Raw genomic sequence first — 23,782 nt, 5'->3', positions numbered from 1 at the left:
TTTTCTACGGTCCCTACGGGGACCCCCGCCGCTGCCTCACGACACATTGCGGCGCCTTCTTATCCCAGGAATCAAACGGCGCACCGCTCCCTCGGTAGCGCCGACCGTTGGTCGGCCCACGGGGTCTACGACAACACACCGGCAATCGGCAGGCGTTGAATCCTGCCATCCAATGCTTCGAACAACCGAAAGGCTTCCCTATGAACATCGCAGATCATCAGAAACGCGCTGAATCCCTGTTGCTTGCCGCCGGCATCCTGCCGGTCGTTACCGTGCATACCCTCGACCAGGCACGTGCGGTCAGCGCGGCGTTGCTGGAAGGTGGGCTGCCGGCGATCGAGCTGACGCTGCGTACGCCGATCGCGATGGAAGCGCTGGGCATGCTCAAGCGCGAGCTGCCGGATGTGGTGGTGGGTGCGGGCACGGTGCTCACGGTTCAGCAGATGCAGCAGGCCATTGATGCGGGCGCGGATTTCCTGGTGACGCCGGGCACGCCGGCGTTCATGGCCGATGCGCTGGCGGAGGCGCCGTTGCCGGTGGTGCCGGGTGCGGCCTCGCCGACCGAACTGCTGGAGCTGTATCGTCGCGGGTTCCGGGTGTGCAAGCTGTTCCCGGCCTCGGCGGTCGGCGGGCTGGCGATGATCAAGGGCCTCGCCGGTCCGATTCCGGACCTGAAGCTGTGCCCGACCGGCGGCATCACGGAAACCACGGCGGCCGAGTACCTGGAACAGAATAACGTGGTCTGCATCGGCGGTTCGTGGATGGTGCCGGGCCCCTGGATCGAGAACGGCGAGTGGGACAAGGTGCGCGACAGCGCGGCGCAGGCGGCGAAGATCGTCGCCCGGGTCCGCTCGCGCTGAACGAAAAAAGCCCGGGAATTCCCGGGCTTTTTTTTGGAGCGCGAGGCGGGCTTACATCGGCCTTGACGGGTCTACCAAGCCGTATTGGCTGGCCATGCGCGCCAGCGCGATGTTGTCGTGGATGCCCATCTTCTCGAACAGGCGCGCCTTGTGGGTGTTGACGGTCTTGGCGCTCAGGCTCAGGCGCTTGGCGATGTCTTCCTGGCGCAGGCCCTGGGTCAGCAGCAACGCCACTTCCAGTTCGCGCGGGGACAGGCTGTCGAACGGCGACTGGCTGCCTTCGACGTTGGACAGGGCCAGGTTCTGGGCGATGCTGCTGCCGAGGTAACGCCGGCCGAGCGCGGCGTCGCGCACGGCGCGCAGCAGTTCCTGGGCGTCGCAGGCCTTGCCGATGTAGCCGGAGGCACCGGCTTCGAGCAGGCGTTTGGGCATCGGGCCGTCTTCCAGCACGGACACGATCACCACGCGGGTGCCGTGGTCGCCACGCACCACGCGTTCGGTGACTTCCATTCCACTTACCCCGGGCAGGTGCAGGTCGCACAGCACCACGTCGGGGCGCAGCTGGCGGATCGCGGGCAGCGCGTCTTCGCCGGATTCGGCTTCCCCCACCACTTCGATATCCGTCTCGTTGGACAGGATCATCTTCATGCCGGTTCGCACCAGCGCGTGGTCGTCCACCAGATACACTCGAATCGTCATCCCACCCACCTTCGTCCAAACGCTGCAAACCGGGGCCAGCCTAGCGACGGGGTCGGACGATAACAAGGAAGTATTTTCCCCATCAGCGCATTCTGATGCCCGCGTCACATCCGTGCCGGGCTACCCCTGCCCCATGCCTATCACCCCAGGCCATATCGGTTTATTGGACCTATGACGGTCCGCGGAAACCCCTGCCGCATCCGGCCCGCTCCCAGCAGGCCGGTCAGTGCCGGCGGCGCCAGGGATGGCGGCGGCGGAACATCACCAGGAAACACCCTACCACCCAAACCAGTGCGGCACACCATCCGGCCAGGATGTCGGACGGGTAATGCACGCCCAGGTAGATGCGTGACAGGCTGACCGAGCCGGCGAACAGCACGCCGAACACCAGCGCCGGCCAGCGCCAGCGGGTATTCCAGGCCAGCAGCACCAGCACGGCGGCGAGGGTCATCGAGCCCATGGCGTGGCCGCTGGGGAAGCTGTAGGTACTTTCCGGGGCGATCGACTCCCACAGGGTCGGCCGGTCGCGCTGGAAGAACTGCTTGCTGCCGATGTTGAGCAGGGCCGAGCCGGCGAAGCTGAGCGCGGCAAAGCTGGCTTCACGCCAGCGCCGGCGCAGCAGCAGCACGGCCACGATCAGGATGTCGGCCGGGATCACGCCCCACTGGTAGCCGATCCGGGAAATGAACACGAACGCGGCATCCAGGCTGGGCCGGGCCACGTCATGCATTTTCCACAACAGCGGGGCGTCGAAGTAGAACGCCTCCAGCTCGTGCACTTCGTCGGCCAGCGCCACGAACCCGGCCAGCGGCAGCAACACGCCGGCAAACAGCAGCACGAAGCGCCAGGCATTGCGCGCCATCCAGTGGCGGACGCCGGCGGCCGGCTCCGGCGCGGCCAGCACGGCGGGCTTATCCGACGCTTCGGACATACTTGCGTTCGACGTACTCGTCGATCAGCGCCACGAATTCCTGGGCGATGTTGTCACCGCGCAGGGTCACTGTCTTTTCGCCGTCGACGAACACGGGTGCGGCCGGGGTTTCACCGGTGCCGGGCAGCGAGATGCCTATGTTGGCATGGCGCGATTCGCCCGGCCCGTTGACGATGCAGCCCATCACGGCCAGGGTCATGTTTTCCGCGCCGGGATGGCTCACCTTCCATTCGGGCATCTTGCCGCGCACGTGGTTCTGCACGACCTTGGCCAGCTCCTGGAAGAACTCGGAGGTAGTGCGGCCGCAGCCGGGGCAGGCGGTGACCAGCGGGGTGAAGGCGCGCTGGCCGGTGGTCTGCAGCAGTTCCTGGGCGACGATCACTTCCTGCGTGCGCGACTGGCCCGGTTCGGGCGTCAGCGAAATGCGGATGGTGTCGCCGATCCCTTCCTGCAGCAGCACGGCCAGCGCCGCCGAGGAAGCGACGATGCCCTTGCTGCCGATGCCGGCTTCGGTCAGGCCCAGGTGCAGGGCGAAGTCCGAACGCTGGGCAAGGTCGCGGTAAACGGCGATCAGTTCCTGCACGCCGCTGACCTTGGCCGACAGCACGATGCGGTCGCGCGGCAGGCCCAGTTCCACGGCGGTGTGCGCCGAATCCAGCGCTGAACGGATCAGCGCTTCGCGCAGCACCCGGCCGGCGTCCCACGGCTGGGCGCGCTGGCTGTTTTCGTCCATCAGGCGCGCGGCCAGCGACTGGTCCAGCGAACCCCAGTTGGCGCCGATCCGGACCGGCTTGTCGTAGCGGATCGCGAACTCGATGAGCTGCGCGAACTGGGTGTCCTTCTTTTTGCCGAAGCCGACGTTGCCCGGGTTGATCCGGTACTTGGCCAGCGCTTCGGCGCAGGCCGGTTCCTGGGTCAGCAGCTGGTGGCCGTTGTAATGGAAGTCGCCGATCAGCGGGACCTCGATCCCCATCATCCGCAGCTTCTCCACGATGCGCGGAATGGCGGCGGCCGACTCGGGATTGTTCACGGTCAGGCGCACCATTTCCGACCCGGCCCGCCACAGCTCGGCCACCTGCTTGACACTGGAGGCCACGTCGGCGGTGTCGGTGTTGGTCATCGACTGGACCACCACGGGCTGGCCCCCACCCACGACCACGCCGCCGATGCGGACAGGCTGGGTCTGGCGGCGGGCCCACACGGTGGTGTCGGAAGGTTGGGTCGGTTGGCTGACGGCGTCGTGCATTCCCCATTTTAACGCACCCGCGCGCCCCCGATGCGGCCGATTGTCGCAGGCAGCGAACCGCGCAAGCGCATACGATGGCAGCCGATGACCGGTACCGACGCCCCCTTCCTACGCACCCTGTGCAGCCTGCGCTGGCTGGCCGTGGCCGGCCAGGCCGCGACCATCCTGGTGGCCAGCTGGGTCCTGGGGCTGGAACTGCCGCAGCTGCCGCTGTGGTCCGGGGTGCTGGTGCTGATCCTGTTCAACCTTTACGCGCAGCTGCGCGTGCTGGATGCCGATACCGCGCCGCTGACCGCGTTCTGCCACATCCTGGTGGACGTGGCGGTGCTGACCTGGATGGTGGGCTGGAGCGGCGGGGTGGGCAATCCGTTCGGCTCGCTGTTCCTGATCCTGATCGCACTGGCGGCGCTGGCCCTGCCGGTGCGCTGGACGCTGGCCGTGGCCGCCGCCTGCCTGATCGGCTATGCGGTCAGCGGCATCTTCGGCAAGCCGCTGCCGCATGGTTATTTCACGGCCATGGACCTGCACCAGTGGGGCGTGGTGGCCAACTTCCTGCTGTCGGCGGCGGTGGTGCTGGCCTTCGCCACCCGGCTGGCGATGGCACTGCGCCGGCGCGAACACGAACTGGCCCTGCTGCGCGAGCGCTTCGCGCGCAACGAAGGGATCGTGGCGCTGGCCACCCATGCCGCCTCGGTAGCGCATGAACTCAACACCCCGCTGGCGACCATGACCCTGCTCGCCGACGACATCGCCGATCAGACCGACAACCCGGAAGTACGTGACGATGTCGACACGCTGCGCGAGCTGCTGGTGCAGTGCCGCGAACGGGTGCTGGCGCTGGCGCGCCCGGCCGCCGGCCAGGCCCGCGGCAACGCGCCGGTGACCCTGCCGCAGGTGCTGGAGCAATGGCAGCTGGTGCGCCCGACCATCACCCTCCGGCGCAACGAGGATGCCCCGCTGCAGCAGCCGCTGGACCCGGGCATCGGCCACCTGCTGATGGTGCTGCTCAACAACGCCGCCGACGCCGGCGAACAGGCCGAACGGCCGCAGGTGGACCTGACCCTGCGTATCGAAGGCAGCGATCTGATCGGCGAAGTGCGCGATTACGGGCGCGGCTTCGACGCACGCGATGCGGTGCTGCCCGGCACCCTGTTCAACAGCGGCAAGACCCAGGGCATGGGCGTGGGCCTGGCCCTGTCCCATGCCACCATCGAGCGCCTGGACGGCGAGTTGTGGATGCGGCCGGCGCAGGGCGCCGGCACCCGCGTCGGCTTCCGCCTGCCCTTGGCTGCACCGGAGATTTCGCCATGAATACCCCCACCCTGCCCGCCTCCAGCCACGGCCTGCTGGTCGATGATGACGACCTGTACCTGCGCACGCTGCAGCGCAGCCTGGCCCGCAAGGGGCTGGAAACGGTGACCGCCAGCGACATCGCCTCGGCGTTGCTGCTGGCGCGGCAGCAGCCGCCGGCCTATGCCCTGATCGACCTGAAGCTGGGTGCGGAATCCGGCCTGTCGCTGATCCAGCCGCTGCGGGCACTGCGCGAAGACATGCGCATCCTGCTGGTGACCGGCTACGCCAGCATTGCCACCGCGGTGGAGGCGATCAAGCTGGGCGCCGATGACTACCTGCCCAAGCCGGCCACGGTGCCGATGATCCTGCGTGCGCTGGGCGAGGAAGACGACGGCCCGGCCGACGATGGCGAGATGGAGCCACCGGATGCGATGACCCCGATCAGCCGCCTGCAGTGGGAACACATCCAGCAGGCGATGCATGAAACGGGCGGCAATGTGTCGGCGGCGGCGCGCCTGCTGGGCATGCACCGGCGTTCATTGCAGCGCAAATTGGCCAAGCGGCCCAGCCCGGAGCGCGATCCGACGAGGTAATGGCGGGATCGCGGCGCGACGACCAACGGTCGTCGCCTACCGCGCATCACGATCGGCGAACCGGTAGGTATCGACCGTTGGTCGACACGCCGCCGGTAGGTATCGACCGTTGGTCGATACTGCTTGTCAGCGCAAATGCCCCAACAGCTCCAGCGTCACCGGATCGGTGATGCCATGCGCCTCACCCTGCAGCGCCGGCAGCAGCTGGCTGGCCAGCTGCTTGCCAAGCTCCACGCCGAACTGGTCGAAGGCGTTGATGTTCCAGATCAGCGACTGCACGTACACGGCATGTTCGTACATCGCGATCAGCGCACCCAGCGACTGCGGGGTCAACGCGTCCAGCAGGATCAGCGTGCTCGGGCGCCCACCCGGGTACTCGCGGTGCGGATCGTCGCTGCCCTGGCCGTTGGCCAGTGCTTCGGTCTGCGCCAGCAGGTTGGCCATCAGCGCCTGGTGGTTGATTTCATACGGGTCGTCATTGTGGACGCAGCCGATGAAATCGGCCGGAATCACGCTGGTGCCCTGGTGCAGCGCCTGGAAGAAGCTGTGCTGCACGTCGGTGCCCGCCCCGCCCCACCACACCGACACGGTGTCGCTGCCAACCGGGCTGCCGTCCAGCTGCACGCGCTTGCCCAGGCTTTCCATCACCAGCTGCTGCAGGTAGGCCGGCAGCAGCGCCAGGCGCTGGTCGTAGGTCATCACCGCATGCGTGGCGTGGCCAAGCAGGTTGCGGTTCCAGATGTCGGTCAGGGCATGCAGGACCGGCAGGTTCTGCGCCAGCGGCGCACTGAACGCATGCGCGTCCATTTCGGCCGCGCCGGCCAGCAGCTGTTCGAAACGCTCGAAGCCGATTGCCAGCGCGATCGGGAAACCGACCGCCGACCACAGCGAATAGCGTCCCCCCACCCAGTCCCACATCGGCAGCACGCGGCCGGCGGCGATCGAGAACGCCTTGGCGGCACGCTCGGGGTTGGCACTGACGGCGTACAGACGCTCGCTCCCGCCCAGCCAGTCATGCAGGATCTGCCCGTTGAGCAGGGTTTCCTGGGTGCCGAAGGTCTTGGAAATCAGGATGCCGGCGGTGGTGGCCGGGTCCAGCGTGGCCAGCGTGCGCTGCATGGCGGCGCCGTCCACGTTGGAAACGAAATGCACGCGGAAGCGCGCGCCGGTGACCGGACGCAGCGCGTCGGCGACCAGGCGCGGACCGAGGTCGGAACCGCCGATGCCGACGCTGACGATGTCGGTGACAGTGGTCTTTTCCAGCGCGGCGATCAGTTCGCCCATCTGCGCACGCACCTTGGCGGCGGTGGCGAAGGCTTCTGCGGCGACCGGGGCGCCACTGACATCGCCGCGCAGGGCGGTGTGCAGCGCGGCGCGGCCTTCGGTGACGTTGACCGTCTCACCGCGGAACAGGCGCTGGAAGCCGCCGGCGACATCGCGCTCGGCGGCCAGCTGCAGCAGCGCGTCCAACGCCGCGCGGTCGTACTTCTGCCGCGCGAAGTTGGCATACAACGGACCGACCCGCAGCCCCAGCGATTGTGCGCGACCGGGTTCGGCGGCGATCAGTGCGGGGATGCTCGCGCCACGCAGGCGCTGGGCATGGGAGTGAAGCGGGTCGAATCCGTTGGTCTGTGTCATGCGGCCTGGGTCGGGATGCTGTCGTTGGTGTGGGAGATCTGGTTGTTGCCGTCCACATATACCAACTTCGGCCGGAAGCTGTCAGCTTCTTCTTCACTCATGCTGGCGAAGGCGGCAATGATGATGATGTCGCCGACCTGCACGTGGCGCGCGGCGCCGCCGTTGAGCGAGACCACGCCGCTGCCCGCTTCGGCGCGGATGGCATAGGTCGAGAAGCGCGCACCGTTGGTGACGTCCCAGATGTGCACCTGCTCGAACTCGCGGATGCCGGTGGCCAGCAGCAGGTTGTCATCGATGGCGATGGACCCTTCGTAGTTCAGCTCCGAATGGGTCACGGTGGCGCGGTGGATCTTGGTCTTGAGCAGGGAGAGGTGCATGGCACGGGACGACGTAAAGGAAAGGGAAATTCTAGCACCCGGGCACCGGGCGGCAGGGGTTTCCACCCGCCCGCTGCCGGCGGTTCAGGCAGATGAGGGTCGCTGCCGCCAGTGCTGACTTTTTTGCGGCATTCGACGGTTGGCTGATTTGCCGGGCTTCGCCCGGCAGCTGACGATTTATGGCGAACAGCTGGTTGCCAGCAGTTTCCCTGGCTTGGCGGGACGGTGCGGGTTTGCGGGGGACGCCGTGAACCCATCCTTGGGGGCTTGGTCGCGGCATCCAAGCCGCTCACACCCCCACAAACCCGCCCCGACCCGCCTTTTGACAGTGTGTCGTTGCCGCGGGAAAGGCGGAGGACGGCCGTTGGCCGTCAACTGGCCTCGATTTGGGTCATGCGTAACCGAACGTTGATCCGTTCACGGCGGTTGTTTGGGAACCAACCCTACCGGGGTCGCGGCGCCCGACTGGTGCCGACCAACGGTCTGCATTCCGCGTTTCCCGTGGCCTAAAGCCAACTGTCGGAGGGTCGGCCGGGGCGGGTTTGCGGGACCGTAGAAAACATGGATGTTTTCTACGAGCCCCCATGGACGGGTTCACGGCGTGTCCCGCAAACCCGCACCGGTCGGCCCAGCTCAGGCCAAGGCTCAGCTATCGGCTGTTTGCCAGATTGCGTGAAGCAGTCGGCCTCAGGGCCGACTGCCAGGGATCCAGCGCAGTCCCTTGCGGGCGCTCACCCAATCGCTATCAGAACTCGAGGTTGTCGATCAGCCGGGTGTTGCCGATGCGCGCGGCGATCAGGGCGACGCGGTTGCCGTCTTCGCTGTCGGCCGGCTCGGACAGGTCCGGCTTGCGGACCACGGCGTAGTCGACCTGGAAGCCGGCGGCCTGCAGGGCCGCGGCGGCTTCGGCTTCGATCAGGCTGCGGGTCTTGCCGGTAATGAAGCCTTCGCGCATGCCCAGCAGCACCTGGTGGATGGTGGTCGAGACCGGGCGCTGTTCGGCGTTGAGGTACTGGTTGCGCGAGCTCATGGCCAGGCCGTCGGTTTCGCGCACGATGTCGCCGCCCACGATCTGGATCGGGAAGGCCAGGTCTTCCACCATCTGGCGGATCACCGCCAGTTGCTGGTAATCCTTCTTGCCGAAGGCAGCCACGTCCGGCTGGACCTGGTTGAACAGGCGCGAGACCACGGTGCACACGCCGTCGAAGTGGCCCGGGCGGTGGGCGCCTTCGAGCAGGCTGGAAATGCCCGGCACGTTCACGCTGGCCGCCAGCTCCACCCCGAACGGGTACATCGACTCGACCGTGGGCAGCCACAGCACGTCACAGCCGGCCTGCTCCAGTCCGGTGGTGTCGGCTTCCGGGGTGCGCGGGTAGCGGGTGAAGTCTTCGTTCGGGCCGAACTGGGTCGGGTTGACGAACACGCTGGAGACCACGCGGTCGGCGTATTGCTTTGCCAGCGTGACCAGGGAGTAATGGCCGGCGTGCAGGTTGCCCATGGTGGGGACCAGCGCGACGCGCAGGCCCTCGCGCTTCCAGCCGTTGACGACGGCGCGCAGGCGGGACAGTTCGGTGACGGTGTCGATCATGAGGCGTAGGCGTGTTCTGCGTCGGGGAAGGAGCCGTCGCGCACGGCGTCGGCGTAGGCACGGACCGCGCCGGCGACCGACCCGCCTTCGGCAAGGAAATCCTTGACGAACTTGGGACGGCGGTGGCCGCTGTCCAGGCCGAGGAAATCGTGCAGCACCAGCACCTGGCCGTCGCACTGCGGGCCGGCACCGATGCCGATGGTGGGCACCGACACCGCGGCGGTGACCTCTGCAGCCACCGGCGACGGCAGGCATTCGAGCACCATCATGCTGGCACCGGCCTCGACAACGGCCTTGGCATCTTCAACCAGCTGGCGGGCCGCATCGCCGCGGCCCTGCACGCGGTACCCGCCCAGGCGCAGCACCGACTGCGGGGTCAGGCCCAGATGCGAGCAGACCGGGATCTCGCGATCCACCAGGTAACGGATGACGTCCAGCTTGAAGCCGGCGCCTTCGAGCTTGACCATCTCCGCGCCGGCCTGGAGCAGGCGCAGCGAGGCCTCGAACGCACGCTCAGGGGTGGCGTCAGCGCCGAATGGCAGATCAGCGATCAGCAGCGCGCGGGTCAGCACCCGGGCCACGCAGGCGGTGTGGTAGACCATGTCGTCGGTGGTCACCGGCAGGGTCGAATCGTGCCCCTGCACCACCATGCCCAGCGAATCGCCGATCAGGATCAGGTCGACGCCATTGGCGTCGAACGCACGCGCAAAGCCGGCGTCGTAGGCGGTCAGCATGACCAGCTTCTGGCCGTTGCGCTTGGCCTCGGCCAGTGCGGGGACGGTCCAGGGCTTGCTGTCTGCGTGGGTACTCATGAGCTGATAACCGGTGGCGATAAGCCCCGCATTATCCTCCTATTGGCGCGATCCCGCAGGCCTCGATACGCATCGCAGCGTCCCGCACGCGGCCCTGCCCCGGAATCATCGCCCCAGGGGCGATCTCGGCCAGCGGCAGCAACGCGAACGCGCGCTCGTGCAGGTACGGGTGCGGCACCTTCAGCTGCGGCAGGTCGATCACCGCCTCGCCATACAGCAGCAGGTCCAGGTCGAGCGTGCGCGGGCCCCAGTGCACGGCCGCATCGCGGACCCGGCCGAAGTCGCGCTCGATGCCCAGCAGGGCCTCGAGCAGCGCGGTCGGTTCCAGCCCGGTGTCGAGCAGCGCGGCGGCATTGACGAACGCCGGCTGGTGTTCATTGCCCCAGGCCGGCGTGCTGTACAGCTGCGACCGCGCCTGCAGCGTGGTCAGCGGCAGCGCGGCCATGGCAGCGAACGCCGCGCGCAGGGTCTGCGCTGCGTCGCCGAGGTTGGCGCCCAGTCCAATACAGGCCAGGGTCACGGTTTACTCGCCTGCAGCGCCACCGGGACGACGACGACGGCGACGGCGCTTGCGCGGTGCCCCGTTTTCGTCCAGCTCGCCTTCGGCCTGCGCGGCGTCCAGCGTGGAATCCAGCTCGGGCCCGGATTGCAGCTGGGCTTCGCGCCAGAACTCCACATCGGCCTGGTGCTCGCTGGAGGCCACCTGGCGCAGCGCCAGGAAGTCGAACGCGGCACGGAAGCGCGGGTGGGTCAGGGTGCGCACCACGCGCTTGCGCTGGCGCGAGCTGAAACGGCCCTGCAGCAGCCAGATTTCCTGCATCGGCAGCGAGAACCGGCGCGGCAGCGCGATGGTGGTCAGCTGGTGCAGGGTGACCCGGTCGGCGGCACGGCGCTGCGCTTCTTCCAGCTGCACGCCCTGCTTCTGCAGGGTCGCCAGCGCGCGGCAGAACGCCGGCCACAGCAGCAACGCGAACAGGAACGAGGGCGAGACCGGCTCGTCGTTGGCCACGCGCTGGTCGGTGTTGTGCAGGCCTTCGATGACCATGCGGCGCAGCGCGCCACTGCGGTTGCTGCGCAGCGCGGCGGCACTTTCCGGGAACAGCACGTCGAGCAGGCCGTAACGCTCCAGCCCTTCGAAGCTGGCCACGCCGTGGCCGGACAGGAACAGCTTGAGCACTTCTTCGAACAGGCGCGCCGGCGCGGCTTCGCCCAGCAGGCTGGCCAGGCGCGGCAGCGGTTCGGCGCTGGCGTCGTCGATCTGGAAGCCGAGCTTGGCGGCCAGGCGCACCGCGCGCAGCATGCGCACGGGATCTTCCTGGTAACGCTTTTCCGGATCGCCGATGAGTTTCATCAGGCGCGCCTGCACGTCTTCGAAGCCACCGGTGTAATCGCGCACCGAGAAATCCTCGATGGCGTAGTACAGGGCGTTGCAGGTGAAATCGCGGCGCACCGCATCGTCTTCGATGCTGCCGTACACGTTGTCGCGCACCAGCATGCCGTTTTCCATCTCGCGGTCGCCGCTGCCATCGTCGATGTTGGCGCGGAAGGTGGCCACTTCGATGATTTCCCGGCCGAACACCACGTGCGCCAGCCGGAAGCGGCGCCCGATCAGGCGGCAGTTGCGGAACAGCGACTTGACCTGCTCCGGCGTGGCATCGGTGGCCACGTCGAAATCCTTGGGGTTGCCGCCGACCAGCAGGTCGCGCACGGCGCCACCCACCAGGTAGGCGCCAAAGCCCGAGTCGCGCAGCCGGTACAGGACGCGCAACGCGTTGGGGCTGATGTCCTTGCGGGAGATGTTGTGCTGGTCGCGGGGGATCACGCGCAGACTGAACGGTGATGTAGCGGAGGAATTGATGTTGGCGCTTCCGGTTGAAGTTTCGGGATTGCCCAATGGCATCGAGGTCCATATACTAGCGCGCTGCGCAGTTCGCGACAAAGCATGCTCCCTTCGTCTAGAGGTTAGGACGTGGCCCTCTCAAGGCTAAAACAGGGGTTCGAGTCCCCTAGGGAGCACCATTTGCCGCGCCAGCCGACGAAAAACCCCGCCTTGGCGGGGTTTTTGCGTTGTGGGGCCGGCCCTCAACCCTCCATCTGCTCCAGCTCCTTGCCCTTGGTCTCGCGCACGTAGCGCAGCACGAAGAAGATCGAAGCGACCGCCGCCACCGTATAGATGCCGTAGGCGCCGGCCAAGCCGATGCCGGCCAGCAGGATCGGGAAGGTCACGGTAATGGCGAAGTTCGAGGTCCACTGGGCCGCGCCGGCGACCGCCAGGCCCGAACCGCGGATCTGGTTGGGGAACATCTCGCCCAGCATCACCCACATGACCGGGCCCCAGGACATGTTGAAGAACACCACGTAGACATTGGCCGCCACCAGCGCCAGTCGTCCCATGCCGTCGGACAGCTGCAGGTGGCCATCGGCCAGGGTGCCGCTGGCAAAAGCCACCACCATCAGCGCCAGCGCCACCGACATGCCGACCGAGCCGACCCACAGCAGCGGCTTGCGGCCGACCCGGTCGATCAGCACCACGGTCAGCAGGCAGGCGCCGATGCTGAGCGCGCCGGACAGCACATTGATCAGCAGTGCGTCGTTTTCGGAGAAGCCGACCGCCTGCCACAGCACCGCGCCGTAGTAGAACACCACGTTGATGCCAACCAGCTGCTGGAACACGGCCAGGCCGATGCCGACCCAGACGATGCCGCGCAGCTTGCCGGTGCCCTTGTCGACCAGATCCGACAGCCGCGGGCGATGCTGGTCCTGGGCCAGCGAGCCTTCGATCTCGGCAATCTTGGCCTGGGCCTCGGCCGCGCCGTACAGGCGGGTCATCACGGCCAGCGCATCGGCGCGACGCCCCTTCACCACCAGGTAGCGCGGGCTTTCCGGGATCCCCAGCAGCAGCACCAGGAACAGGGCCGACGGAATGGCCTGCATCCAGAACATCCAGCGCCAGGCTTCCTGGCCCAGCCACAGCGGCTCGGTGGAGGCGCCGGCAGCGCGGGCCAGCAGGAAGTTGCTCAGGAACGCGCAGAACAGCCCGCTGATGATGGCGATCTGCTGCACGGTGGCCAGGCGCCCGCGGTACCGGGCCGAAGCCACTTCAGCGATGTACGCCGGCGACATCACGCTGGCGGCGCCGACCGCGAAGCCACCGATCACCCGTGCGATCACGAACGCCAGCGAGCTGTGCGCCGAGCCGGCGCCCAGTGCCGACAGCAGGAACATGACGGCGGCGATGATCAACACCCCGCGCCGGCCGAGGCGGTCGCCCAGGCGGCCGGCGAAGAAGGCGCCGATCGCGCAGCCCAGCAGCATGGAGGCGACCTCGAAGCCGATCCCGGCCTCGCTGGACTGGAAGGTCTGCTTGAGGCCATCGACGGTGCCGTTGATGACGCCGCTGTCGAAGCCGAACAGGAAGCCGCCGATGGTGGCGACGCAGCTGATCAGCACGATGAAGGAGGTGTTCTCGCCGCGGGCGGCGTTGGCTGCAAGTGTGGTGGACATGAAGGGTCCTGGCAGGAGTGGGACAGCAACGGGTCAGCGCAGCGGGGTCTCGTCCGGCAGGTTCTCACACGCCCTGCCTGCCCACAAAGGGCTGCCAGGGCCTGATCTGCCTGCGTCTTGGCCCCCCGGGTGTCTACCGGTAGGCATCGGCATCTAACCGCACCCACCGGCTCCGGCGCATCGTGCACTGCGACAAAGCCGCAACTGTTCTAGAATTGTCCGGCTTACTGTCGGATCCAGATCCAGCCATGCCCTTTGTCGTCACTGAAAACTGCATCAAGTGCAAACACACCGATTGCGTGGAAGTGTGCCCCGTGGATTGCTTCCACGAAGGTCCGAACTTCCTGGTGATCGACCCGGATGAGTGCATCGACTGCACCCTGTGCGAGCCCGAATGCCCGGTCAACGCGATCTTCCCCGAAGACGACGTGCCCGCCGGGCAGGAAAAGTTCGTGGAACTCAACGCCGAGCTGGCCAAGGCCTGGCCGGTACTGACCGTGCGCAAGGACCCGCCCGCCGACGCCGGCGAGTGGGACGGCAAGCCGGACAAGCTCCAGTATCTGGAGCGGTGATGGGCAAAAAGGCGCCGTTGGCGCCTTTTTTGTTTGGATCGGTGGCCATCTGGAACCCACCGGGCCTGTAACGGTTCGGGGCCCATGGTTGATTGATCCGGATCCCAATGGGCCCGTAACAATTCGTAGCCCCGGCCGTTGGCCGGACACCGCGCGCAGCGCGGCCCAAGCGTCCGGAGCCGATGGGTTATCGCTTGCGGCCAACATCCCGGCGTTTAAAGGTTCCGAAACCGCCCGTCAGGCGTTCATGACGCCTGATGCACGGTTTCGTTTTGGTTGCACACCCGGATGTACGGTCGCGACCGACAGCATGTCAGGCTCCGGACCCTTGGGCCGCGCTGCGCGCGGTGTCCGGCCAACGGCCGGGGCTACGAACCGTTACGTAACGCCCGCAAATCGGGATCAATCAACCATGGCTGGGCAACCGTTACGGGCCCATTGGGAACTGGATCAACCCACCATCTGCCCGGGACCCTTACGGATTGCCCCGAACGTTTACCGGCCCATCCGGGCCCACAGGCCCGGCCGGCGGCCGGACCCATGTCAGCATCATTGCGCCAGCTTCGCCTTCAGCTCACCCAGCAGCTTGGTCGGCGCAGCACCGGTAGCCGGCAGGCCGCGCGGGTCCACGGCCGAAATGTAGGCGCCGGCTTCGACTGCGACCACGCGGATCAGGAAATCGCTGCCTTCGAAGGCCACGTCGTAGGAGCCCAGCAGCTGGGCCTTGCTGGCGACCTTCACGCCCTCAACCGACTCCAGCGCCGTGCCGACCTTGCCGAACACCTCGTCCTTGCTGCCCGGGACGGTGAAACCGGCATTGTTGGCGGCCGGCACCTGGGACGGGGCCGGCTTGGCGGCCTGCGAGGCCAGCACCGGCACCTGCGCGGCCGGGCTGGCGCCCGGGGCGTTCAGGTCCGGCGGGATTTCCAGCGGGCGCACTTCCGGCGCCAGTGCGTAGTCGCCCTTGACGCCGCGCTTGCAGCCGGTGACACCTGCCAGGGTGGCGGTGGCCAGAATCGCGAACGACAGCACGCGGATGGCGGAAACGGATTGACGCATGTGAATCTCCTGGGTCAGGCCACTGATGTCAGTGGCTGGAAAGGGCTTCGAGCGCACCGATGTCGGTGGCCAGGTGTTCGGCGGCGGCGTGGTGGGCGGCCGACAACGACAGCAGTGGCAGGCGCAGGCCGTGGCCGATGCCGATCCGGCGCAGCAGGTCTTTGACCGGGATGGGGTTGGGTTCCACCCCGCAGAATTCATGGAACGGCTCCAGCCGGGCATCCCAGGCCTCGGTGGCCTCGCGTTCGCCGGCCGCGGCCAGGTCGCACATGCGCCGGTAGGCACCGGGCAGCGCGTTCGAGCCGACCGAGATCAGCCCGTCCACCCCCGACAGGATCGAACGGGCGGCCGTGCCGTCATCGCCACTGAGGATCGCAAAGGTCGGCGACCGCAGCGCCAGCAGCGCCTGGACCCGGCCCACATCGCCCACCGCTTCCTTGATGCCCACGATGTTCGGGTGCGCGGCCAGCTCGGCCACCGTTTCCGGCAGCATGTCGCAGCCCGTGCGGCCCGGCACGTTGTACAGGATCACCGGCAGGCCACCCTGGTCCGCCACCGCCCGGTAGTGGGCGAGCAGCCCGGCTTGGGTCGGGCGCACGTACGGCGGGGTCACCACCAGCGCGTGGGTCGCGCCGCTGGCCGCCGCCCGGCGGGTCTGCTCGATCGTTTTGGCGGTTCCGGACAGGCCGGTACCCGCCAGCACCGGAACCCGCCCGGCCACGGTTTTGACCGCGCTGCGCAGCAGCTGGTCATATTCGTCATCGGACAGGGTCGCGGCCTCGCCGGTCGACCCGGCCACCACCACCCCGTGAACGCCACCCTCCAGTTGCAGGTGCAGCAGGCGCTGCCAACCGTCGGGATCCAATGCGCCATTGGCCTGGAAAGGCGTGGCCAGCGCGGTGATGAGACCGGAAAGGGACAAGGAAACGATGCTCGGAAGTAAGGGGGACGAACGCCGCTGGAAGCGCGGTCGGACGTACGTTGCATGTTACTTGCGGGTCGAAAGCGCGGGCAAGTATGCTGGACTCCGGCGAACGCGCCGTCGTCGGCGCCGTTCAGACTCATCCCGCATTACCGGAACCACCTTGACCGACACCACGCCGCGGCCTGCGCCGACCGAAAACCATCTCCTGATCAACGCCTACACGACGCATCCGGAGTCCCCCCTGCTGCCCGTCACCCGGCGCATCGCCGACAGCGGCTGCAACCTGGTCGATGCCCGCCTTGCCACCGTGGGCCGCGATGTCTCCGTCACCGCCCTGGCCACCGGCTCCTGGGACTCGGTGGCCAAGCTGGAAGCCATGCTGACCCGGCTCGAGCGCGAGGAAGGCCTGAAGCTGGTGTGGTACCGCACCGGTGCCAAACAGGCACAGTCCAACCTGCTGCCCTACATCGTGGAAGTGATCGCCGCCGACAAGCCCGGCATCCTGTTCCAGCTGGCCGATTTCTTCGACCGCCAGGGCATCACCATCGAAAACCTGCAGAGCACCCGCTACCGGGCCATGCAGACCGGCGCGGAGATGTTCTCGGCGCAGGTCACCATCGGGGTGCCCGCCAACATGCACATCGCCGCCCTGCGCGACGATTTCCTCGAATTCTGCGACCACCTCAACCTGGACGCGATCATGGATCCGATGAAGTTCTGACGGCTTCGCGCGTTCATCACCAACGCGCGGTGTTTCATGCAGTTGTAAGACGCGTCACTCAGGCTCCGCAGCAAGGACCTCATGAACAACGGCGATACCCTGGACAGCACCACCCTCGCCCTCCCGCTGGCCCTGTCCGGCGGCGACCACACCACCCTCGGCGATCTCGCCGGCCAGTGGCTGGTGCTGTACTTCTACCCCAAGGACAGCACCCCGGGCTGCACCACCGAGGGCGTCGACTTCAACGCCCTGCTGCCGGCGTTCAAGCGTGCCGGCGCCCGGGTGTTCGGCGTCTCCCGCGACTCGGTCAAATCCCACGACAACTTCTGCGCCAAGCAGGGCTTTGCCTTCCCGCTGGTCAGCGATGGCGACGAGGCGCTGTGCAACGCGTTTGATGTGATCAAGCTGAAGAACATGTACGGCAAGCAGGTGCGTGGCATCGAACGCAGCACCTTCCTCATTTCGCCCGACAGTCGTATCGTGCAGTCGTGGCGCAAGGTGAAAGTGGCCGGCCACGCCGAATCCGTCCTTGAAGCCCTGAAGGCCGCGAAAACCCAGTGATCCACCTGTACCCCACAATGGCCATCACCCTGCCCCGCAGGTCGTGATGGCTTGTCCCTGTTCTGCCACCAGGAAATGACGATGACCCGAGGCAAGCGCATCTACGTTCTGGATACCAACGTGCTCATGCACGATCCAACCGCGCTGTTCAAGTTCGAGGAGCATGATGTCTACCTGCCGATGCAGGTGATCGAAGAGCTGGACAACGGCAAGAAGGGCACGTCCGAAGCGAGCCGCAACGCCCGCCAGGTGAGCCGCTTCCTCAACGAGCTGGTGCAGGCCTCGGGCCTGGACAACCTGGCCGACGGCATTCCGCTGCAGCGCCCGAACGGGTTGCAGCTGCGCGGCAAGCAGAGCGTGGGCCTGCTGCGCTTCCAGACCAGCCATTTCGATGCCGGCAAGAGCTTCGGCGCGGTCATCCCGGACAATGCCATCCTCGGCGCGATCCTGGCCCTGAAGGAACAGGTTCCCGAGATTCCGGTGGTGTTCGTCTCCAAGGACATCAACCTGCGGATCAAGGCGGCCATCGCCGGGATCGTGTCGGAAGACTACGAGAATGATCGCGCGCTGGACGATTTCAGCCTGCTCTACACCGGCGCCACCGAGCTGCCGGAAGACTTCTGGAAGAAGCACACCGACGACCTGCGCAGCTGGAGCGACAAGGGCCGCACCAGTTACGAAATCCTGGCCAAGGATGACGAAGACTGGCATCCCAACCAGTACGCCTACCTGCCGGGCGACGATGAAGTCGAACTGCGGGTGGCCAAGGTCGATGGCAGCGGCAAGGTGATCCTGTCGCTGGTCAACGATTTCCGGCATGGCAGCCATGCGGTGTGGGGCATCAGCGCACGCAACCGCGAGCAGAATTTCGCGCTCAACGCGCTGATGGACCCGGAGATCGACTTCGTCACCCTGCTCGGCACCGCCGGCACCGGCAAGACCCTCCTCGCATTGGCCGCCGGCCTGGCCCAGACCATGGACCAGCAGCGCTACCGCGAAATCATCATGACCCGCGCCACGGTCAGCGTGGGCGAGGACATCGGCTTCCTGCCCGGCACCGAGGAGGAAAAGATGACCCCGTGGATGGGCGCGCTCACCGACAACCTGGAAGTGCTCACCCACACCCAGGAAGGCGGCGCCTGGGGCCGTGCGGCGACCAACGACCTGATCGCCAGCCGGATCAAGATCCGCTCGTTGAACTTCATGCGCGGGCGCACCTTCCTGTCGCGTTACCTGATCCTGGACGAGGCGCAGAACCTCACCCCGAAGCAGATGAAGACGCTGATCACCCGTGCCGGCCCCGGCACCAAGATCGTCTGCCTGGGCAACGTCGAACAGATCGACACGCCCTACCTGACCGAAACCACCTCGGGCCTGACCTACGCGGTGGACCGCTTCAAGAACTGGCCGCACAGCGCGCACATCACGCTGCGCCGTGGCGAGCGTTCGCGCCTGGCCGATTACGCTTCGGAGGTGCTGTGAACCGTTCCCTGTCCCGTGCGTTGCTGCCACTGGCGCTGGCCGCCTTGGCAGCTGCCTGCACGCCTGCCAACACCCGCCCCGGCGCCACCGTGCCGACGGCGGTCAAGACCGGCCAGTCGTGGGTGGTCACCCGCCCGCTGGTGGTTGCCCAGGTCCTGGATACCTGCTCCCGTCCCAGCCCCGGCCAGACGCCGGGGCGGGTGACCGGCTACTGGGCACCCAGCCGCCAGCAGATCGAACAGCTGGAAAGCCGGTTGCCCGCACTGGAAGCGCAGGTACCCAACGTCACCGATTTCGACCGCCAGTATGTCGGCATCGAAGTGGAAGGACGCAAGCTGATCTACCTCAACGCCTTCCACCTGCCCGACCACGGCGACATGGACCCCGCGCGCGAAGCGATCCGCGTGTGCGATGGTGGCAACCAGTTCTGGGGCGCGCTGTTCGATCCGACCAGTGGCGAGTTCTCCGAGCTGCAGTTCAACGGCGGCTTCGGCGGGTAGCGCCACGCCCTGCGCGGCTGCCGCTACGTCCGGGGCGGCATGGCACAATCGCGAAATGAGCCCTTCCACCCCCGTGTCCGTCCTCACCATCGCCGGTTCCGATTCCGGCGGTGGTGCCGGCATCCAGGCCGACCTGAAAGCCTTCGCCGCGCACCGCGTGCACGGGTTGTCGGCGATTGCCGCGCTCACCGCGCAGAACACCCGCGGCGTGACCGCCGTGCACGTGCCGCCCCTGGATTTCCTGCAGGCACAGATCGATGCCTGCTTCGCCGATTTCGACATCCATGCGGTCAAGCTGGGCATGCTGGCCAACGCCGAGGTGATCGGCCTGGTCGCCGACGCGCTGGAGAAGTACCGCCCCACCCACGTGGTGCTGGATCCGGTGATGGTGGCCACCAGTGGCGCGCGCCTGCTCGAAGACAGCGCCCTGGACGCGCTGCGCACGCGGCTGCTGCCGCTGGCCACGCTGCTTACCCCGAACACCCCGGAAGCCGAACTGCTGCTCGGCCGTCGCATCGTCAGCGCCGATGACGCGGAGGATGCCGCCATCGCGCTGCTCGACCTCGGCGCCGGTGCGGTATTGCTCAAGGGTGGCCACATGGCCGAAGGCGCGCGCGTGATCGATCGCTACTTCGACGGTGTCACCCGCGAGGAGTTCAGCCACGCCCGCCTGCCGGTAGACGCGCACGGCACCGGCTGCACGCTGGCCTCGGCGATCGCCGCGCAGCTGTGCTGCGGGTTGTCGCTGCCCAACGCCTGCGAAGCCGCCATCGACTACGTCGCGCGCGGCCTGCAGGGCGGCTACACGCCCGGCCGCAGCGAAGTGCTGGTGCTGGATCACTTCGGCGCGGCGCGCCCGGCATGACGCGCGCGCTGGCGGTACCGGTCCAGAGCGACGATGGCCATCGCTTCGAACTGATCGGGCGCGTGCCCGCGCAGCCGCGCGCGCAGCTGCTGTGGCTGCCGGCGCTGGGCGTGTCGGCGCGCAATTACCAGGCGTTCGCTGATGCACTGGCGGCATGCGGCATCAGCGTGTTCCTGCACGAGTGGCGCGGCAACGGCAGCAGCAGCCTGCGCCTGTCGCGCACGCAGAATTGGGGCTATCGGGAGATCCTCGAGCAGGACCTGCCAGCCAGCCTGGCGGCGGTGCGCCTGCACGGCAACGCGCCGCTGATCATCGGCGGGCACAGCCTGGGCGGGCAGCTGGCCTGCGTGTTCGCCGGGCAGCACCCGGACCTGTTCGCCCGGTTCTGGCTGGTGGCCACCGGCACCCCGTTCTGGCGAACGTTCCCCGCCCCGCGCCGCTGGGCCCTGCCGCTGGTGTACCGGTTCCTGCCGTGGCTGGCGCAGCGCCAAGGCGTCCTGCACGGGCGCCGGCTCGGCTTCGGGGGCACCGAGGCGCGTGGCCTGATCCGCGACTGGGCACGCGTGGGCCTGAGCAACCACTACGCCGGCACCGGCATCCACGCGGACCTGGAGGGCGGCATGCGGCGACTGCGCGGCCAGGCCAGCGCAGTGGTGATGGCCGACGACTGGTTCGCTCCGCCGGGCTCGATGCAGGGGCTGCTGGCGAAGCTGCCCCAGGTCGTTTCCACGTTGTCGGTCCTGCCCGCAGGCGCACTGGGAACCCGGGCAGATCACTTCGCATGGATGAAGTCGCCGGAGGCCGTGGTGAAGGCACTTTTTCATTCATTTGAATGAAGTCCTTCACAAAAGCGTTGACGGATGCGGCGTCGATCCGCATAATTCCGCTCCTGTTGACGCGCCCGTAGCTCAGTTGGATAGAGTACCTGGCTACGAACCAGGCGGTCGGGAGTTCGAATCTCTCCGGGCGCACCATCAACAGGCTGGCAGTTTTCGCCTCTGCCGGCAGCAACACCACAACGTGATGTAAATGCGCCCGTAGCTCAGTTGGATAGAGTACCTGGCTACGAACCAGGCGGTCGGGAGTTCGAATCTCTCCGGGCGCACCACTACATCGCGGCAACAACCAGACAATGCAAGCGCGCCCGTAGCTCAGTTGGATAGAGTACCTGGCTACGAACCAGGCGGTCGGGAGTTCGAATCTCTCCGGGCGCACCATTGCATCGAAGACGAAAAAAGGCAGCCACGGGCTGCCTTTTTCGTGTGCGCGTTCATGACCGGATCGGGTCGCCGGCACGTACCGCCGACATGGCCATCCGGTCCGCTTCGCGCGGGATCTCCGGCGCCGGGCAGCCGCCACCGGAATGCTCGTCATGCGCCAGCCAGTCATCGACCACGCCGCCGAGCAGGTCCAGCCGAAGTGGCAGGGTGATGTGGTCTTCGCCACGCATCTCGATGTAATGCACGCGCGGGCTGGCGGCGGCCAGCGCACGCCCCTGGTCCACCCGCACGTGTGCGTCATCCTGGCCGTGCAGCAGCAGCACGCAGGCGCGCGTATCGGCCAGCGCACGGGCCACGTCCACCGTGTCCAGATCCAGGTCCAGGCGCTGGCTGGCAGCGGCGATCACCGCGTTGATGTCCTGCCCGCCATAGCGCCAGCGACCGTAGGCGGCCATCGCCTGCGCCTTCCACGCGGTGGGCTGCAGCGACATCAGGTGCGGAATCATGCTGCGGATCGCATGGCCGGCATTGGCGAACGACTCCATCGCCACCACGCCGGTGACCCGATCGCCGAGCTTGTCGGCGGTGAACAGCGCGGTGGCCGCGCCGTAGGACACGCCGAACAGGTACAGCGGCCCGACCACTTCCCCACGGCGCTGCAGCGCGTCGATCACATCGATCACGTCATCGGATTCGAACGTCCCATAGCCCGACGGCCCGGCACCGGAATGGCCATGGTTGCGCAGGTCGATGGTCACCACCCGGTAGCCGGATTCGGCCAACTGCAGCGACCACGGCAGCATCGAATCGCCGTTCATCATCCAGCCGTGCAGCAGCACCACGGTGCCACGCGGCGCCTGCGGCTGGAACGGCTGCGGCAGGGCCAGCTGCAGCCCGGTGTTCAGGGGCTCGCCGTTGTCATGCTGCTGCGCCAGGTAGTGATAGCGCAGCCCGTAGCGGCCCGGATCGAAGGCGCGCCAGAACAGCGGCACGCCGGCGCGGCCGGTCACGAACCCATGGCGGTTGGGGACCGCCTCCACCGCTTCGGCGATGCGCGCGGTATCGAGCAGCGTGGAAACGCCGCCGGGCGCGACCAGGCGGTCGCTGAGCGAGGTGGAGGCAGCGGATGAGGTGAGCGATGAGCACGCGGCCAGCCACAGGCCGGCCCCGGCCAGCGCGAGCAGCAGCAGGCGTTTCATGGGCGCAGGAGTTCACATTGAGCCGCGCAGCGTAGCGACGGCGCGCCGGGCGCTCTACCGCAACCAGATGACCAAATCGTGACACCCCAGCCGGGGTTCAGCCATCGGCGGTCACAGCCATGCCGACATCTGCCCCCACCATCCCTCCATCAACCCCGGCTGGCGCATCCGCTCGCGCCACCAGCGCAGCGCCGCGCCTTCCTCGCCGGTGCGCCAGGCCAGCCAGAAGGTCTCGTCCGGCTTGGGCTCCTCCACCTGCCGCACCACCAGCCGCCCCTGCGCCACCGCTGCCTGCACATAGGGTTCGGGCAGGAAGCCGAAGCCCAGCCCGGCGCACTGCAGGCGGAACTTGCTGACCGTATCGGGCACGGTCACCGTCTCCTGCCCCATCAGCAGCCCGACCGTGCGCGGCAGCAGCCGGCGCGCGGAATCGGCCACGGCAATGGCGCAGTGCGCGGCCAGCTGTTCCCGCCCGAGTGGTTCCGGCAGCGCCGCCAGCGGGTGTCCCGGCGCCACCGCGAACACGAACCGCACCACGCCCAGCGGCTCCACCACGTAGCCACCGCCACTGGGGCCCTCCCCGGCTGCGCCGACCAGTAGATCCGCACGCCGGTCCAGCAGCGCCTCCCACGTACCCGACAGGGCTTCGCTGATCAGGCGGATCCGGGTCTGCTCGGCGACCGTGCTGAAGGCCCGCACATCCTCGGCCAGCAGCGCCGGCTGGAACAGCGAATCCACCGCCACGGTCAGCTCGGCCTCCCACCCGGAAGCCACCCGCCGTACCCGCATCTCAAGCTCGCGGGCGGCGCGCAGCAGGTGCCGGCCCTCGTCCAGCAGCGCGACCCCGGCCTCGGTCAAATGCGCGCGCGGGCCGATCCGGTCGAACAGCTGCACCCCCAGGTCCTGCTCCAGCTTGGAGACGGTGTAGGAGATGGTCGAGGGCACCTTGTGCAGCTCCTTGCCGGCAGACGCGAACGAGCCACGGCGGTCGATGGCATCCAGGATCTGCAGGGCGTCGAGGCTGAGCTTGAGCATTCGAATTTTTCGATGATGGCTTGCAAAACTATCCGTTTTTCAAGCGGCAGGCGCAAGCGGATACTGGCGCCAACAGGAAAGGGGCAGCACACACCGCCCCGG

General features: G+C 67.5%; 24 protein-coding genes and 4 tRNA genes. 14 read left to right on the top strand and 14 right to left on the bottom strand.

The window, feature by feature from the left end; translation table 11 throughout:
* Positions 1 to 200: 200 nt before the first annotated feature.
* Positions 201 to 860: a bifunctional 4-hydroxy-2-oxoglutarate aldolase/2-dehydro-3-deoxy-phosphogluconate aldolase gene (locus tag AC06E7_RS14925; RefSeq protein WP_478065172.1), complete on the top strand. Its 660-nt coding sequence runs from the start codon at positions 201 to 203 to the stop codon at positions 858 to 860.
* A 51-nt stretch (positions 861 to 911) separates the two neighbouring features.
* Here AC06E7_RS14925 and AC06E7_RS14920 read toward each other — a convergent pair whose 3' ends face one another.
* The 3 genes from AC06E7_RS14920 to ispG form a co-directional block, all read right to left on the bottom strand.
* Positions 912 to 1,559 (bottom strand): response regulator, encoded by a 648-nt coding sequence (locus AC06E7_RS14920; protein ID WP_093534153.1) that lies wholly within the window; start codon positions 1,557 to 1,559, stop codon positions 912 to 914.
* Positions 1,560 to 1,782: 223 nt separating this feature from the next.
* Entirely contained in the window at positions 1,783 to 2,490 is a 708-nt protein-coding gene (locus AC06E7_RS14915) for a phosphatase PAP2 family protein (RefSeq protein WP_093534152.1), read from the bottom strand.
* A complete protein-coding gene (ispG, locus tag AC06E7_RS14910; protein WP_093534150.1) occupies positions 2,471 to 3,736 on the bottom strand; it encodes a flavodoxin-dependent (E)-4-hydroxy-3-methylbut-2-enyl-diphosphate synthase in 1,266 nt (421 codons plus the stop codon). Before ispG ends, AC06E7_RS14915 begins: the two co-directional genes overlap by 20 nt.
* 84 nt (positions 3,737 to 3,820) lie before the next feature.
* Here ispG and AC06E7_RS14905 point away from each other — a divergent pair, with 84 nt between their 5' ends.
* Together AC06E7_RS14905 and AC06E7_RS14900 are read left to right on the top strand one after the other, a co-directional pair.
* Entirely contained in the window at positions 3,821 to 5,047 is a 1,227-nt protein-coding gene (locus AC06E7_RS14905) for an ATP-binding protein (RefSeq protein ID WP_068850973.1), read from the top strand.
* Positions 5,044 to 5,622: a response regulator transcription factor gene (locus AC06E7_RS14900; protein WP_478065171.1), complete on the top strand. Its 579-nt coding sequence runs from the start codon at positions 5,044 to 5,046 to the stop codon at positions 5,620 to 5,622. Before AC06E7_RS14905 ends, AC06E7_RS14900 begins: the two co-directional genes overlap by 4 nt.
* 126 nt (positions 5,623 to 5,748) lie before the next feature.
* Here the strand turns inward: AC06E7_RS14900 and pgi are convergent, their stop codons facing one another.
* The 6 genes from pgi to pcnB all read right to left on the bottom strand — a co-directional run bounded on the left by pgi (position 5,749) and on the right by pcnB (position 11,931).
* Complete coding sequence (gene pgi, locus AC06E7_RS14895) at positions 5,749 to 7,260, bottom strand: glucose-6-phosphate isomerase (protein ID WP_478065170.1); 1,512 nt, start codon at positions 7,258 to 7,260, stop codon at positions 5,749 to 5,751.
* Positions 7,257 to 7,637, bottom strand: a complete 381-nt coding sequence (gene panD, locus AC06E7_RS14890) for an aspartate 1-decarboxylase (protein ID WP_068850963.1) — start codon at positions 7,635 to 7,637, stop codon at positions 7,257 to 7,259. Before panD ends, pgi begins: the two co-directional genes overlap by 4 nt.
* A 745-nt stretch (positions 7,638 to 8,382) precedes the next feature.
* Entirely contained in the window at positions 8,383 to 9,225 is an 843-nt protein-coding gene (panC, locus tag AC06E7_RS14885) for a pantoate--beta-alanine ligase (protein WP_068850960.1), read from the bottom strand.
* Positions 9,222 to 10,037 carry a 3-methyl-2-oxobutanoate hydroxymethyltransferase gene (gene panB / locus AC06E7_RS14880; RefSeq protein WP_478065169.1) on the bottom strand — a complete coding sequence of 272 codons (816 nt, stop codon included), beginning with the start codon at positions 10,035 to 10,037 and terminating at the stop codon, positions 9,222 to 9,224. The genes panC and panB overlap by 4 nt, the downstream gene beginning before the upstream one ends.
* A gap of 31 nt (positions 10,038 to 10,068) precedes the next feature.
* Complete coding sequence (folK, locus tag AC06E7_RS14875) at positions 10,069 to 10,557, bottom strand: 2-amino-4-hydroxy-6-hydroxymethyldihydropteridine diphosphokinase (RefSeq protein ID WP_478065168.1); 489 nt, start codon at positions 10,555 to 10,557, stop codon at positions 10,069 to 10,071.
* A 3-nt stretch (positions 10,558 to 10,560) separates the two neighbouring features.
* Entirely contained in the window at positions 10,561 to 11,931 is a 1,371-nt protein-coding gene (gene pcnB / locus AC06E7_RS14870) for a polynucleotide adenylyltransferase PcnB (RefSeq protein ID WP_068850951.1), read from the bottom strand.
* 50 nt (positions 11,932 to 11,981) lie between these two features.
* Between pcnB and AC06E7_RS14865 the strand changes: the two genes are divergently transcribed.
* Positions 11,982 to 12,056, top strand: a tRNA-Glu gene (locus AC06E7_RS14865).
* A 63-nt stretch (positions 12,057 to 12,119) separates the two neighbouring features.
* On the opposite strand, the gene AC06E7_RS14860 is transcribed toward AC06E7_RS14865, so the two are convergent.
* Positions 12,120 to 13,541, bottom strand: a complete 1,422-nt coding sequence (locus AC06E7_RS14860) for a sugar porter family MFS transporter (RefSeq protein ID WP_217535945.1) — start codon at positions 13,539 to 13,541, stop codon at positions 12,120 to 12,122.
* Positions 13,542 to 13,789: 248 nt separating this feature from the next.
* Between AC06E7_RS14860 and fdxA the strand changes: the two genes are divergently transcribed.
* Positions 13,790 to 14,113 carry a ferredoxin FdxA gene (gene fdxA, locus AC06E7_RS14855; protein ID WP_184124067.1) on the top strand — a complete coding sequence of 108 codons (324 nt, stop codon included), beginning with the start codon at positions 13,790 to 13,792 and terminating at the stop codon, positions 14,111 to 14,113.
* Positions 14,114 to 14,662: 549 nt separating this feature from the next.
* Here fdxA and AC06E7_RS14850 read toward each other — a convergent pair.
* Positions 14,663 to 15,172 (bottom strand): hypothetical protein, encoded by a 510-nt coding sequence (locus AC06E7_RS14850; protein WP_478065167.1) that lies wholly within the window; start codon positions 15,170 to 15,172, stop codon positions 14,663 to 14,665.
* 28 nt (positions 15,173 to 15,200) lie between these two features.
* Positions 15,201 to 16,094, bottom strand: coding sequence for a 4-hydroxy-tetrahydrodipicolinate synthase (gene dapA, locus AC06E7_RS14845; protein WP_354276774.1), 894 nt, complete (start codon positions 16,092 to 16,094; stop codon positions 15,201 to 15,203).
* Positions 16,095 to 16,257: 163 nt separating this feature from the next.
* Between dapA and AC06E7_RS14840 the strand changes: the two genes are divergently transcribed.
* The 9 genes from AC06E7_RS14840 (at position 16,258) to AC06E7_RS14800 (ending at position 21,443) form a co-directional block, all read left to right on the top strand.
* Positions 16,258 to 16,818 carry a glycine cleavage system transcriptional repressor gene (locus AC06E7_RS14840; RefSeq protein ID WP_019183297.1) on the top strand — a complete coding sequence of 187 codons (561 nt, stop codon included), beginning with the start codon at positions 16,258 to 16,260 and terminating at the stop codon, positions 16,816 to 16,818.
* An 81-nt stretch (positions 16,819 to 16,899) separates the two neighbouring features.
* Positions 16,900 to 17,379, top strand: a complete 480-nt coding sequence (locus AC06E7_RS14835; protein ID WP_478065166.1) for a peroxiredoxin — start codon at positions 16,900 to 16,902, stop codon at positions 17,377 to 17,379.
* A gap of 81 nt (positions 17,380 to 17,460) precedes the next feature.
* Complete coding sequence (locus AC06E7_RS14830) at positions 17,461 to 18,861, top strand: PhoH family protein (RefSeq protein WP_068850934.1); 1,401 nt, start codon at positions 17,461 to 17,463, stop codon at positions 18,859 to 18,861.
* The gene (locus AC06E7_RS14825) at positions 18,858 to 19,361 is read left to right on the top strand and encodes a hypothetical protein (RefSeq protein WP_478065165.1); all 504 of its coding nucleotides are present in this window, start codon (positions 18,858 to 18,860) and stop codon (positions 19,359 to 19,361) included. The genes AC06E7_RS14830 and AC06E7_RS14825 overlap by 4 nt, the downstream gene beginning before the upstream one ends.
* Before the next feature lie 55 nt (positions 19,362 to 19,416).
* A complete protein-coding gene (gene thiD / locus AC06E7_RS14820; RefSeq protein WP_478065164.1) occupies positions 19,417 to 20,226 on the top strand; it encodes a bifunctional hydroxymethylpyrimidine kinase/phosphomethylpyrimidine kinase in 810 nt (269 codons plus the stop codon).
* Entirely contained in the window at positions 20,223 to 21,062 is an 840-nt protein-coding gene (locus tag AC06E7_RS14815; protein WP_478065163.1) for an alpha/beta hydrolase family protein, read from the top strand. The genes thiD and AC06E7_RS14815 overlap by 4 nt, the downstream gene beginning before the upstream one ends.
* 61 nt (positions 21,063 to 21,123) lie before the next feature.
* Positions 21,124 to 21,200: transfer RNA gene (locus AC06E7_RS14810), tRNA-Arg, on the top strand.
* Positions 21,201 to 21,257: 57 nt separating this feature from the next.
* A tRNA-Arg gene (locus tag AC06E7_RS14805) sits at positions 21,258 to 21,334 on the top strand.
* 32 nt (positions 21,335 to 21,366) lie between these two features.
* Positions 21,367 to 21,443 (top strand) — tRNA-Arg (locus AC06E7_RS14800).
* Between the two features lie 53 nt (positions 21,444 to 21,496).
* Here the strand turns inward: AC06E7_RS14800 and AC06E7_RS14795 are convergent.
* A complete protein-coding gene (locus AC06E7_RS14795) occupies positions 21,497 to 22,645 on the bottom strand; it encodes an alpha/beta fold hydrolase (protein WP_478065162.1) in 1,149 nt (382 codons plus the stop codon).
* Between the two features lie 111 nt (positions 22,646 to 22,756).
* Entirely contained in the window at positions 22,757 to 23,680 is a 924-nt protein-coding gene (locus AC06E7_RS14790) for a LysR family transcriptional regulator (protein ID WP_068850919.1), read from the bottom strand.
* Positions 23,681 to 23,782: the final 102 nt, after the last annotated feature.

Source organism: Stenotrophomonas sp. Steno-Z4, from assembly GCF_056393145.1.
Note: the sequence above shows the minus strand (reverse complement) of the source record. Positions and strands in the feature narration are given on the sequence as shown.

Bases quoted from the DNA above. Each gene is read 5' to 3' on its own strand.
- AC06E7_RS14925 (WP_478065172.1), top strand. From the start codon at position 201: ATGAACATCGCAGATCATCAGAAACGCGCTGAATCCCTGTTGCTTGCC.
- AC06E7_RS14920 (WP_093534153.1), bottom strand. From the start codon at position 1,559: ATGACGATTCGAGTGTATCTGGTGGACGACCACGCGCTGGTGCGAACC.
- AC06E7_RS14915 (WP_093534152.1), bottom strand. From the start codon at position 2,490: ATGTCCGAAGCGTCGGATAAGCCCGCCGTGCTGGCCGCGCCGGAGCCG.
- ispG (WP_093534150.1), bottom strand. From the start codon at position 3,736: ATGCACGACGCCGTCAGCCAACCGACCCAACCTTCCGACACCACCGTG.
- AC06E7_RS14905 (WP_068850973.1), top strand. From the start codon at position 3,821: ATGACCGGTACCGACGCCCCCTTCCTACGCACCCTGTGCAGCCTGCGC.
- AC06E7_RS14900 (WP_478065171.1), top strand. From the start codon at position 5,044: ATGAATACCCCCACCCTGCCCGCCTCCAGCCACGGCCTGCTGGTCGAT.
- pgi (WP_478065170.1), bottom strand. From the start codon at position 7,260: ATGACACAGACCAACGGATTCGACCCGCTTCACTCCCATGCCCAGCGC.
- panD (WP_068850963.1), bottom strand. From the start codon at position 7,637: ATGCACCTCTCCCTGCTCAAGACCAAGATCCACCGCGCCACCGTGACC.
- panC (WP_068850960.1), bottom strand. From the start codon at position 9,225: ATGATCGACACCGTCACCGAACTGTCCCGCCTGCGCGCCGTCGTCAAC.
- panB (WP_478065169.1), bottom strand. From the start codon at position 10,037: ATGAGTACCCACGCAGACAGCAAGCCCTGGACCGTCCCCGCACTGGCC.
- AC06E7_RS14860 (WP_217535945.1), bottom strand. From the start codon at position 13,541: ATGTCCACCACACTTGCAGCCAACGCCGCCCGCGGCGAGAACACCTCC.
- fdxA (WP_184124067.1), top strand. From the start codon at position 13,790: ATGCCCTTTGTCGTCACTGAAAACTGCATCAAGTGCAAACACACCGAT.
- AC06E7_RS14850 (WP_478065167.1), bottom strand. From the start codon at position 15,172: ATGCGTCAATCCGTTTCCGCCATCCGCGTGCTGTCGTTCGCGATTCTG.
- AC06E7_RS14835 (WP_478065166.1), top strand. From the start codon at position 16,900: ATGAACAACGGCGATACCCTGGACAGCACCACCCTCGCCCTCCCGCTG.
- AC06E7_RS14830 (WP_068850934.1), top strand. From the start codon at position 17,461: ATGACCCGAGGCAAGCGCATCTACGTTCTGGATACCAACGTGCTCATG.
- thiD (WP_478065164.1), top strand. From the start codon at position 19,417: ATGAGCCCTTCCACCCCCGTGTCCGTCCTCACCATCGCCGGTTCCGAT.
- AC06E7_RS14815 (WP_478065163.1), top strand. From the start codon at position 20,223: ATGACGCGCGCGCTGGCGGTACCGGTCCAGAGCGACGATGGCCATCGC.
- AC06E7_RS14795 (WP_478065162.1), bottom strand. From the start codon at position 22,645: ATGAAACGCCTGCTGCTGCTCGCGCTGGCCGGGGCCGGCCTGTGGCTG.
- AC06E7_RS14790 (WP_068850919.1), bottom strand. From the start codon at position 23,680: ATGCTCAAGCTCAGCCTCGACGCCCTGCAGATCCTGGATGCCATCGAC.